At 66.5% G+C, this 11,479-nt stretch carries 8 protein-coding genes, 1 tRNA gene, 1 other RNA gene and 1 pseudogene; 10 read left to right on the top strand and 1 reads right to left on the bottom strand.

The genetic code is table 11. The features are described 5' to 3' along the window. The 6 genes and pseudogenes from WAW85_RS04870 to WAW85_RS04845 all read left to right on the top strand — a co-directional run. Positions 1-1,624, top strand: a pseudogene (locus tag WAW85_RS04870) (hypothetical protein); the annotation flags it as partial. Positions 1,625-1,681: 57 nt separating this feature from the next. After that, on the top strand, positions 1,682-2,722 hold the full coding sequence (locus tag WAW85_RS04865) for an ATP-dependent DNA ligase (RefSeq protein ID WP_422558516.1): 1,041 nt from the start codon (positions 1,682-1,684) through the stop codon (positions 2,720-2,722). Next, entirely contained in the window at positions 2,722-3,816 is a 1,095-nt protein-coding gene (locus WAW85_RS04860; protein WP_422558515.1) for a DNA polymerase domain-containing protein, read from the top strand. The genes WAW85_RS04865 and WAW85_RS04860 overlap by 1 nt, the downstream gene beginning before the upstream one ends. Before the next feature lie 151 nt (positions 3,817-3,967). Further along, positions 3,968-5,050 (top strand): HtaA domain-containing protein, encoded by a 1,083-nt coding sequence (locus WAW85_RS04855; RefSeq protein ID WP_422558514.1) that lies wholly within the window; start codon positions 3,968-3,970, stop codon positions 5,048-5,050. 152 nt (positions 5,051-5,202) lie between these two features. After that, complete coding sequence (locus tag WAW85_RS04850; RefSeq protein ID WP_422558513.1) at positions 5,203-5,901, top strand: hypothetical protein; 699 nt, start codon at positions 5,203-5,205, stop codon at positions 5,899-5,901. Between the two features lie 41 nt (positions 5,902-5,942). Next, positions 5,943-7,181 carry an AI-2E family transporter gene (locus tag WAW85_RS04845; RefSeq protein WP_422558512.1) on the top strand — a complete coding sequence of 413 codons (1,239 nt, stop codon included), beginning with the start codon at positions 5,943-5,945 and terminating at the stop codon, positions 7,179-7,181. A gap of 238 nt (positions 7,182-7,419) precedes the next feature. Here the strand turns inward: WAW85_RS04845 and WAW85_RS04840 are convergent. After that, positions 7,420-7,508, bottom strand: a tRNA-Ser gene (locus WAW85_RS04840). A 61-nt stretch (positions 7,509-7,569) separates the two neighbouring features. On the opposite strand from WAW85_RS04840, the gene ffs reads away from it, so the two are divergent. From ffs to WAW85_RS04820, 4 genes are all read left to right on the top strand, one after another. Then, an RNA gene (gene ffs / locus WAW85_RS04835) (signal recognition particle sRNA small type) lies at positions 7,570-7,666 on the top strand. Positions 7,667-7,719: 53 nt separating this feature from the next. Next, complete coding sequence (locus tag WAW85_RS04830; RefSeq protein WP_422558511.1) at positions 7,720-8,988, top strand: aminotransferase class I/II-fold pyridoxal phosphate-dependent enzyme; 1,269 nt, start codon at positions 7,720-7,722, stop codon at positions 8,986-8,988. Between the two features lie 21 nt (positions 8,989-9,009). Beyond that, a complete protein-coding gene (locus WAW85_RS04825; RefSeq protein WP_422558510.1) occupies positions 9,010-10,338 on the top strand; it encodes a glycosyltransferase 87 family protein in 1,329 nt (442 codons plus the stop codon). Positions 10,339-10,347: 9 nt separating this feature from the next. Next, a partial coding sequence (locus tag WAW85_RS04820) for a DNA polymerase III subunit gamma and tau (RefSeq protein WP_422558509.1) occupies positions 10,348-11,479 on the top strand: 1,132 nt, incomplete at its 3' end.

Here is an 11,479-nt window from a genome sequence, read left to right as displayed (position 1 = left end):
GTTCGCGCCGGGCCCGCAGTTCGGACCGGCCGGTCAGCAGGTGGCTGCGTACGGCCAGCCGCCTGTGCCCCCGTTCGGCGATCCGCCCTCGCCCGCGGGCGGCAATCGTCGTCGTAACTGGCTAGTCGGCGGTGCCGTCATTGCGGTGCTGGCCGTGATCGCCGTCGTCGCCCTGGTATGGCTGACTGGTCGTCCGGGCGCGGAGGCTGGCGCGAGCTCGGCCGATTCCGCGGCACTGGACATGCTGGCCGCGGTCACGAAGAAGGACACCACCGCCGTCGTCGAACTTATTGCACCGGCCGAGGCCGGATCGATGCGGCAGATCCTGGACAACGCGCAGGCCAAGGCCGAGAGTGTCGGCGTTCAGAAGGGCGGTGGGCACGACGGACTGCTAGCAGGCGTGATGATCACCACGGAGAACGTGCGGACCAGCGTCGAGGACCTGCGCGGGAACCTGGCGCGTGTCACTTTTACCGGGGGCACCCTCACCGCGCACTTCGACCCGGCCTCAGCCAACCAGGGGCTCAAGGATCTGGTCGGCAACGATCTGGAATCTGGTCAGGGCACCATCGATGTCAACGAGATGCGGGTCTCCGGCTACGACGGTGAATCGAAAGATCCGTTCGTGATGGTCGTCAAGCAGAACGACCGCTGGTATGTGAGCCCGGCCTACACCGCGATCGAATACTCGATGCTCGACGCCGGTCGCAACTACGCGGACTACAACGCTTCCGTGGTTGACCCACGGGGTTTCGAAACCCCCGAAGCCGCCGCGGGCGGCTTCGTTTCCGCGCTCTCCGAATCGGTAGACAAGAACAACCTAGATCCGGTGATCGCCGTCCTCCCGGCCTACTTTGGTGAACTCGCGGCGACGTACCGAACGTTCCTCACCGATGAGGTCGATCTGAACGAGGTCGACCAGTTGACGTTCGCCGACGGGAAGTTCTCGTCCGAGGAGCGCAGCGGGGTGACCTTCGTCAACGTCGACAACCTCGCCTTCACAGCTGTCGCCGACGGTGAGCGTGTGCAAGGTGTCATCTCCGGCGGCTGCCTGCGGATCGACGGAGAATCCGAGCAGCACTGCGGCGATCAGGTGGTGCGGGGACAGCTGGGAATGTCGAGTGTGGCGGGAAACCTCGCGAGCAAGAGCGCCGTCGTGGCCACCCAGGATGTCCTCGGCTGGCATATCGATCCGGTGCAGAGTGTGTTGGGCGGCATTCGCTACAGCCTCGACAACGTCACCGAAGATCAGCTGTACCGCCTGATCGGCTTCAACGGCGGCGTGGCAGAGATGGCGATGCAGGCGAAGGCCGATGCCAGCATGGAGGGTAAAAACTCAGTCACCCTGACCTTGCCCGACGGACCGCGGAACTCAGCGAGCATGGGCGTCGTCGACGTCGAGGTACAGGCTGGCCAGCCGGTGACCATCGGACTGACCGGCGGACGCTCATCGGGCCACGAGACGTTCCGGGTACACACCTCGGACGGGATCGCGCGCACCTCCGACGGCTCGCGGTGGGGCTCCGCGTCAAGCCCACTCACCTTTACTCCGCAGACGACCGAAACGGTGAAGATTGAGGTCCAGGGCGATCCAAATACGAGCGTGGAGGTCACCCGCCGATAAGCGGGCCGTCGTGCCGGGGGGTAGCCGACGGGTCGGGAGTACGCCAGGATAGGTGGCGTGGACCTTCCGGTGAACCCGCCCGTCGCGCCGATGCTCGCGAAGGCGGTCACGGCGGTGCCGCCGCAGCCCGAAGCGGAACCGGCGTGGTCGTATGAACCGAAATGGGACGGCTTCCGGGCGCTGATCTTCCGGGACGGCGACGACATCGAGATCTCTTCGCGGGGCGGCAAAGATCTTGCGCGGTACTTCCCGGAGATCGTCGAGTCGGCTCGGGCCGGGCTGCCGGAGAAGTTGGTGCTCGACGGCGAGATCTGTGTGCCCAAGGTGCGGGACGGTGTCTCGCGACTCGACTGGGATTCGCTGTCGCAGCGCATTCACCCGGCCGCCTCGCGGATCGCGAAGCTGTCCGAGGAGACGCCGGCGATGTTCATCGGTTTCGATGCCCTCGCGCTGGGTACCCGGAACCTGATGGAGGAGCCGTACTCGCTACGCCGGGAAGCGCTGCTCAAAGCGGTCGGCGCCGATCCGCGGCTCAAGGTCAGCCGCGTCACGCAGGACGCGACGCTGGCGCAGGAATGGTTCACTGCCTTCGAAGGCGCCGGCCTCGACGGCGTCGTCGCCAAGCAGCTCGACGGGCGCTACCTCCCCGGAAAACGCGAGATGCTCAAGATCAAGCACAAGCGCACCGCCGACTGCGTGGTGATGGGGTACCGCGTGCACAAGAGCGGAACCGGCCTCGGCTCCATGCTGCTTGGGCTGTACGACGACGGTGAGCTCCGGATGGTCGGGGGTTCCAGTGCCTTCTCCGACGCGAAACGCCTTGAGCTGCAACAACAATTCGAGAAGCTGCGGATCGATCCGGACGGGGTGGCGCCGGGTGAGGTGAACCGGTGGCGGTCGTCGGAAACGGGGGAGTGGATCCCGATCCGGCAGGAGTTGGTCGCCGAGGTGGCCTACGACCAGATGGAGAAGATGCGCTTCCGGCACACCGTGAAGTTCCTGCGCTGGCGGCCGGACCGCGCACCGGAAAGCTGTACCTACGACCAGCTCGACGTTCCGCTGACCTACGACGTATACGACGTTCTGGAGGGATCCTGATGCCCAAGCCGAAACCGGAGATGCTCGACGTCGACGGCGTCGAGGTGAAGCTCAGCAATCCGGACAAGATCTACTTCCCGGAACTGGGCGACGACGGCGGCCGCAAGCGCGACCTGGTCGAGTACTACCGGACCGTGGCCCGGCAGGGTGCGCTGATGACCGCGATCGCCGGCCGTCCGACGTACCTGGAGCGCTATCCGGACGGTGTCGACGGCGACCAGATCTATCAGAAGCACCTGACCAAATACCACCCGGGTCACGTCGAGTCGACCGAGGTGGTGTTCCCGTCCGCACGGACGGGTCAGGCGTTCTGCCCGCGGATTCCGGCCGACGCGGTGTGGGCCGCGAACTTCGGGACGCTCACCTTTCACACGTGGCCGACGCTCGCGCCGGGAGCGAAGCGAGCGGGCGACATGTCACCGTCCCCGGACAACGACCATCCCGACCAACTCCGGCTCGATCTCGATCCGTCCGGTGACACCACCTACGCCGACGCTCGGCGGGTGGCGCTCGACCTGCTCCGGCCGCTGCTCGACGAACTCGGTCTCCCCGGCTTCCCGAAGACCTCCGGCAAGCGCGGCGTGCACGTGTACATCGCGATCGAACCGGGCTGGGACTTCGTCGCGACCCGGCGCGCGGTGATCGCGCTCGCCCGGGAGCTGGAACGGCGTGACCCGGCTGCGGTCACCACCTCGTGGTGGAAGGAGGAGCGCGGCGACCGGGTGTTCATCGACTTCAATCAGAACGCGCGCGATCGCAGCATGGCGTCGCCTTATTCGGTCCGCAAGACCCCGCGCGCACTGGTCTCCACCCCGCTGACCTGGGGTGAGCTCGCCGACGCCGAGCCAGTGGACTTCACGATCTCGACGGTGCCGGCGCTCCTCGCGCGGCGCGGCGATCCGTGGGCGGACATCGACGCCAGCCGGGTCGGTATCGAGGCGCTGCTGGAAATGGTTCAGCGAGACGACGCCGTCGGCCTGGGGGACATGCCGTATCCGCCGAGCTATCCGAAGATGCCCGGCGAACCGCCGCGGGTGCAGCCGAGCAAGAAGGTCGCTGAGCACTGGGACGCGCAGGGCAACCGCGTCGAGTAGCGGGGACGCGGTTTCGACTCGGGTCGTCCGGTCGACCGTCGATCCGATGGTTGAGCCGGGACGAGGAGCGAGGTCCGTGTCGAAACCACACCCCACACGACGTGACTTAGGGCCGTGTCGGCCGCCCGTGAGGATCGGTTAGGCTCAGCTAATGAAGTTCGCTCGTTTTGCTGTCATCAGTCTGCTCGCGCTGTGCACCGCGATCGCCGCCGCCGTGCTGGCGCCGGCCGCCGAAGCCGCGCCGTACAGCCCTGCCATCACGGTGTTCTTGGCCGACGGGGTCACCCCGGTCGGCCAGACGCAACTGCACCCCGGCGACGTCGTCGTCGTGAAGGGCACCGGGTTTGATCCCAACGCCAATACCGACGGTTTGCCGGTGCCGGTGCCGACGGGTGTGCCGCACGGCACGTTCGTCACCTTCGGCAAGTTCGACCAGGACTGGCGTCCGTCAAAGGGCGCGCCGGAGTCGGCGCGCACCACTGACCGCGCGCAGACCAAATGGGCGATCTCCGATGACGCCCTCAGCCGGGTGCCGAATGCGCCCTTCGATATGCGGCGCACCGTTCGGGTGGGTTCGGTGCCACTGCACCGCAATGGCACCTTCACCGCCAAGATCACGCTGACCACCCCCAAGGACGTTCCGGCCAACGGGCGCTGGGGCATCTACACCTTCGGTGCGGCGGACTCGGTCAACGCGGCGCAGGAATTGTTCGTACCGGTCAACTACTCCACCGCGCCGGGCCCCAACACCCCGGCCGCGGCCGTCCGCAACATAGTTTGGGCGTACTCGCCGAACTTCTACTCGACGTTCGCTAAGAGCGCTCAGGGCGCCGTGATCGGGAAGAATGGCGCATCGGTTTCCGATGGCAAACTCGGCTACGAGCTGACCGCCAATACCGTGCGCAACGGTGCGGGAGAGCTGCGCTACACCGGGACCGTCGTCGCCTACACGCGCTTCCATCTCTATGAGATCGCCCTGACCGACCCGATCATCCGGATCAACGGCACCAAGGCCGTTGTCACGCTGAAGACGTCGACAACCGATCAGAACGGCACCGACGGGCTGCGCCGGATCTCGGTGGCCGACCTGACTCTCACCCCCGCGCAAGTGGCGAAGCTGGGTCGCGGCGAGAACGTCCTCGGTGTTCCTGCGACCTTCCGCGGCGGCGTCACTCCGCCGCTGCTGGGTCTGCTCTCCGGTGGCCCGGCGTCGCCGGTGAACTTCGTCTTCTGACGGCGAACTCGAGCCTCATCGTCGCGCCCCGTTCCCGCATGCCGCGGTGCGGGGCGCGATGTCGTCTCATCGGGTGAATCTCTTCGAGAATCGCCCGACAGGCCGGTTACTCGCTGGTTTCCTCTGGTCAGAGTCGGCTAACTTGTCGATTCATGAAGAGTCTCATCACCCTGCTGCTGGCCGTGGCGGTGACCGCCCAACTCGGCGTGGCGGCCGCTGCGCAGGCCGCCCCCGAATCCGTGCCGTTCCCGCAGACGCTTGGCGAATGCCGCGCGGTCGGTCTGGTCGGCGCGAGCCTCAGTGACCGATACTTCACGCCCAAGGTGGTGGGCAGCCGGACCCAGTTGGAGGCCGGTCTGCGGGCGACCGGAAAGCCGGTCCGGTTCAGCGCCTCGGCTGGCCGCAGCACGTTCAAACCCGGTACGGGGACCGACCGGCAGCACGGCGGCGGACTGGAGGTGGTGAAGAAGATGCGGGCCCGCGGTGTCGACTGCTTCCTGATCACCTTCGGCACGAACGACGCCGCGCAGGCGAAGGGCGACCGCGCAGAGCTGCGCCGCCGGATCGAGCTGGTGATGGCGGCCGCCGGTCCCTCGTCCAAGGTCGACTGGGTGGCCCCGCAGACGGCGGGGCGCGGGACCGGCGGGTTCAGCGATCGGTCGATGGCGGCGATGCGCCGCGAACTGGTCGAGGCAGACCGCAGGCACCAGAACCTCGACGTGAACCATTGGGAGCGGGTCCAGAAGGATTCACCTGCCTTCTGGGCGCCCGATCAGGTCCATCTGTGGGGTGGCCGTGGCGTCTATGCCGAGTACGTGGTGCGGTCGCTCCATATCAACGGCTCGCGCTGACTGCGCGGTGGGCGCCTTGGGCAGACCGATAAGGTCAACTCGTGACCGTTGAGCAAGAACCCGGGAAAGAGTCGCGGCCGGTCGGCCTCCGTGAGAGCGACGACGCCAAAGTGGCGCCTGCGGTGCGGGCGATGGCGGCCTGGACCTGGCGTCTGCTGCTGATCGGCGGCGGGATCGTGGCCGCCGGCTACCTGTTCAAGAGGTTCGAGGACGTCCTCTTCCCTATCGCGCTAGCGCTGCTGCTTTCCGCCTTCCTGCTGGGTCCCGTCGAGTGGGCCGTGCGCAAGGGCGTGCCTCGGGTGCTGGCGGTGCTGCTGGCCATCTTCCTGACTATTCTTGCGTTGCTTGCACTGGTGGGATTCGTTATACAGCAAGCAATTTCCGGCGGCCCCGACCTCGTCTCGCAGTTCCTGCACACCATGGACCAGACACGTGAGTGGCTTGCCACCGGTCCGCTGCACATTGATTCGGACATGCTGCGCGCCGGCCTTAACGACTTGACTGGGTGGGTCAAAGCGCACGAGGGCAAACTTGCCAGCGGCGCGATCGGTACGGCGGCGTTCGGTGGCCGGATCGGTACCGGCATCCTGCTGACCGTCTTTCTGATGATCTTCTTCCTGTACGACGGACGCAACATGTGGACGACCTTCACCAAAGTGGTCCCGACGGGGTCGCGGGAATGGGTGCGGGGCGCCGGCACGGCAGGCTTCGGGACGCTGGAATCGTACGTGCGGGCGACCGTCATCGTCGCCGCGATCGACGCCACCTGCATCGGTATCGGTCTCGCCATTCTGGGTGTGCCGATGGTGCTCCCGCTGGTAGCGATCATCTTCCTGGGCTCGTTCATCCCGATCGTCGGCTCATTTGCCGCGGGCACACTCGCGGTCTTCGTCGCGCTGACCACCCAAGGCTGGGTACACGCGGTCATCGTGCTGTGCCTGTTGGTGCTGGTGATGGCCGTCGAGGGGCATGTGCTGCAGCCCTTCCTGCTGGGCTACTCGGTGAAGCTGCACCCGGTCGTCGTGATCCTGTCCATCGCGGTCGGTATCATGCTGGCCGGTATCGTCGGCGGTCTCCTCGCCGTCCCGTTCGTCGCGTTCCTGGTGACCGCCTTCCGCTGGCGGCCCGGCCAAGTCCCGCCGCCGCACAAAGAAAGCAAGCTCACGGCCTGGCTCCGCCACACCTTCAGTCGGCATCACATTGTTTCCGCCCCCGCCCCGGCCGTTTCGGCTGCGGAGGCGGCTGGCGACGCCGCAGTGACCCCGACGCCGTCGGACTAGCACGCCTCGTCGTCGTTCCGGCGCCTCCCGCCCATTCGGGCGCCCTATCTCGGCTGCCGCGTCCTCCCGGGCGGGCGTGTGAGCCGGGGTAGGGCGCTTGAGCGGGGAGGGGGCGGGTGAGGGGGAGCGGAGGATAGGGGAACCGTCGCCGTTCGTTCCTCGCGGCTCCTCCCGAATCCGCCCTGCCCAAATATGCTGCTGGACCCCACCCTCGTACCTCGGGTGGGGTCCAGCAGCATGGCGGAGGATAGGGGATTCGAACCCCTGAGGGCTATTAACCCAACCCGCGTTCCAGGCGAGCGCCATAGGCCACTAGGCGAATCCTCCAGGCGCTAATGATCGTAACGGGTGTGCCGCCGCGTTCCCAAAACGGACCCGCTACACTTGTCCATGGATCCCGCGCGGCGTGCATCCTGTGAACTCCCCCAGGGCCGGAAGGCAGCAAGGGTCAACGGGCTCTCTCGGGTGCGCGGGGTCCGCTAATTTTGTACTACCACCGCTTGAGTTTCCGGGAAGGTCCCCGTTGAACTATCACTCGATGAGCGCAGATCAGCTTCGTGAGACCCAGGCGATCTTGCGGGCCAAGTACGACAACCTTTGCGCCGCCGGGCTCAAGCTCGACCTCACCCGAGGCAAGCCCGCTGCCGACCAACTCGATCTCTCCGAGCCGATGCTCTCGATGCCAGGCGAGGGCCATCACGTCAGCGCCGACGGCGTCGACTGCCGCAACTACGGTGGTATCAACGGGCTGCGCGGTATCCGCGAGATCTTCGGCGAACTGCTCGGCACCGGCACCGACCGGATCCTCGCCGAGAACAACGCGAGCCTGCAGATCATGCACGATCTCACCGTCTTCGCACTGCTCACCGGCACCCCCGACTCGGAGCGCCCGTGGTCCAAAGAAACCGGGCCGCTGAAGTTCCTGTGCCCGGTCCCCGGCTACGACCGGCACTTCTCGATCACCGAGCAGTACGGCATCGAGATGATCAACGTCCCGCTGAACCCGGACGGCCCCGACGTCGACGCCTGTGCGGCGCTCGTCGCGAGCGACCCGGCCATTAAGGGCATGTGGGTGGTCCCCACCTACTCGAACCCGACCGGCACCACCGTCAGCGAGGACGTCGCCCGCGCGCTCGTCGCGATGCCGACGGCCGCCCCGGACTTCCGCATCTATTGGGACAACGCCTACGCCGTGCACACGTTGATCGACGAGGCCCCCGCGCCGCTGCCGATCCTCGACCTCGCCGACGAGGCGGGCAACCCGAATCGCGTTTACGTCTTCGGCTCCACCAGCAAGATCACCTTCGCCGGCGCTGGCGTCTCGTTCCTTGGCTCATCTAAGGCCAACCTTGACTGGTACTCGCAGCACCTGTCGATCGCCAAGATCGGCCCAGACAAGCTGAACCAATTGCGCCACGAGATGTTCCTCGTCGACGCCGACGGCGTCCGCGCCCACATGGCCCGACACCGCGCTCTGATCGCCCCCAAGTTCGCGCTGGTGCTCGACATTCTCGAAGAGCGCCTGTCCGAGGCGAAGATCGCCAGCTGGACCGCACCGGAAGGCGGCTACTTCATCAGCCTCGACGTGATCGACGGCGCCGCCGCGCGCACCGTGCAGTTGGCCAAAGACGCTGGTATCGCGCTCACCGCCGCCGGTTCCACCTTCCCGTACAAGAACGACCCGGACGACCGGAACATCCGCCTGGCCCCGACCTTCCCGCCGATCGATGAGCTCGCCACCGCGATGGACGGCGTGGCCACCTGCGCGCTGCTTGCGGCAACCGAAAAGCTGCTCGAGCGCGACTGATCCGCCCCGGGTCCCGCTGCAGTGACTACTTCCGATCCCGCCCCGGGCACCGGGGAAACACCCGCGACGGCGTGGCGACTCGAACGGTCGACGCCGCTGTTGGTGATTTTTGGCATCCTCGCGGTGATGGCGGTGTGGGTGCAGAACGCGATCATCCCGTTCACCATGCCGTTCTGGGGCATCTTCGACTATCAGCTCGATCTCGACGTCTACCGCGCCGGGGCCCAGGCGGTGCTCGACGGTGAGAACCTGTACCGGGTCAAACTTCTCGGCCAGATGGACTTCACCTATGCGCCGATCTCCATCCCGTTCTTCATCCCCTTCGCGCTGCTCCCGGCGGCCACCGCTCACGGGCTGTGGACGATCGGTATTTTCACCGCCCTCTATGGAGTCATCATGCTCGGCTTTCGCAGCCTGGGGCATACGACCACGTGGCAGCTGCGCCTGATCGCGATCTTCCTCGTCGTCATCTCCACCCTCATAGAACCGATTCGCACGACAATCTGGTTCGGGCAGATCAACATCTTCTTGATGTTGTTGATCTTGTGGGATCTGTTGCGCGACAAAGACTCCCGACTGCGGGGCGTCGGTGCCGGACTGGCCGCCGGGATCAAGCTGACGCCCATGCTGTTTGTCGTCTACCTGGCCCTCACCCGGCAGTGGAAGGCGGCGGTGACGCTGGTCGGCACCTTTGCCGCGACCATTGCGATCGGCTTCGCGATCATGCCGCGCGCGTCGTGGGACTACTGGACTGAGACGCTGCACGACTCGGATCGCGTCGCCTCCCCGCGAACCGACGGGAATCAATCGGTCCGCGGTGCGCTGGCCAACCTCGGCCACACCGATGACCCGAACACCATCGCCTGGCTCGCTCTCGGTGGACTCGTCGCCCTACTCGGACTGGGGGCTGCAGTGCTGGCGCACCGGCACAGCCAAGAGCTGCTCGCGCTCGCACTAGTCGGGATGACCTCGTGCGCGGTGTCGCCGGTCGCCTGGGGGCACCATTGGGTGTGGCTGCTGCCGCTGCTGCTGGTCGGTATTCACTTGATTCTGACGCTGCCGAGCGTCCTCGGCCGGATCCTGGTCAGCGCAGCCACCTTGGGTGGCGTGCTCCTCTCCACCGCCTGGCGCCATCACGTTGACCACCCGTTCTGGTACGTGAACCGCGCCGTCGAGGAGGCGTACCTGACCGGCATGTTCTTCAAAGGAGTCGGACACTGGTATCGGTTTTTCGCGGTGCAGCCGTACAACGTGATCTTGGTGGTGGTCTCGGCGGCCGTCATCGTCGTCTATGCCGCCCGGGCCCGCCGATCGACGCCGCTGGCTGATCCAGTCGCACCCCGCCGGTAGGGTTGTCCCGTGGCTCTCTATCGCACCTACCGGCCCGCGACGTTCGCCGAGGTCGTGGGCCAAGAGCACGTCACCGATCCGCTCAGCCGGGCCTTGGACAGTGGGCGCATCAACCATGCCTACTTGTTCTCTGGACCACGCGGCTGCGGTAAGACGTCCTCGGCGCGCATCCTGGCCCGCTCACTCAACTGCGCGGCGGGCCCGACGTCGACGCCGTGCGGCACCTGCGTCTCCTGCGTCGCTCTCGGTCCCGGCGGTCCGGGCAACCTCGACGTCGTCGAGCTCGACGCGGCCAGTCACGGCGGTGTCGACGACACCCGCGATCTACGGGACCGCGCCTTCTTTGCGCCTGCCGAATCGCGGTACCGCGTCTTCATCATCGACGAAGCGCACATGGTGACCCCGCAGGGCTTCAACGCGCTCCTGAAGATCGTCGAGGAGCCGCCGGAGCACCTTATCTTCATCTTCGCTACGACAGAGCCGGAGAAGGTCCTCACCACCATCCGCTCGCGCACACACCATTACCCGTTCCGGCTGCTGGCCCCGCCGGTGATGCGTGGACTGCTGGAGAACATCTGCCTGCAAGAAGGTGTGGTCGTAGCGCCAGAGGTGTTCCCGCTGGTGATCCGTGCGGGTGGCGGCTCACCCCGTGACTCGCTGTCGATCCTCGATCAGTTGCTCGCCGGCGGCGGACCAGAAGGTGTCACCTACGACCGAGCTCTCTCCCTCCTCGGCGTCACCGATGTTGCCTTGATCGACTCTGCTGTCGACGCCCTTGCCGCGGGCGACGGTGCGGCGCTGTTCGGCGTCGTAGAGCGCGTAGTCGACGCCGGTCACGATCCGCGGCGCTTCGCGATCGATCTGCTCGACCGTTTCCGCGATCTGCTGCTGCTGCACGCTGTGCCCGACGCCGCCGATCGTGGTCTGGTGGAGGCGCCGGACGATCAGGTCACGCGAATGCGCTCGGTAATCGAGTATCTCGGACTGGCCACGTTGACCCGCTACGCCGAGGTGGCACACGCTGCGCTCGGCGAGATGCGCGGCACCACCTCGCCGCGCCTGCTGCTGGAAGTGATGTGCGCCCGGCTGCTGTTGCCGGCCGCCAGCGCCGACGACGCGGCGCTCCTGGCGCGCCTGGAGG

The organism is Gordonia sp. (in: high G+C Gram-positive bacteria) (assembly GCF_049299075.1).
GTDB lineage: Bacteria > Actinomycetota > Actinomycetes > Mycobacteriales > Mycobacteriaceae > Gordonia.
This window is presented reverse-complemented; position numbering and strand designations above follow the sequence as displayed.

Bases quoted from the DNA above. Each gene is read 5' to 3' on its own strand.
- WAW85_RS04860 (WP_422558515.1), top strand. From the start codon at position 2,722: ATGCCCAAGCCGAAACCGGAGATGCTCGACGTCGACGGCGTCGAGGTG.
- WAW85_RS04855 (WP_422558514.1), top strand. From the start codon at position 3,968: ATGAAGTTCGCTCGTTTTGCTGTCATCAGTCTGCTCGCGCTGTGCACC.
- WAW85_RS04850 (WP_422558513.1), top strand. From the start codon at position 5,203: ATGAAGAGTCTCATCACCCTGCTGCTGGCCGTGGCGGTGACCGCCCAA.
- WAW85_RS04830 (WP_422558511.1), top strand. From the start codon at position 7,720: ATGAGCGCAGATCAGCTTCGTGAGACCCAGGCGATCTTGCGGGCCAAG.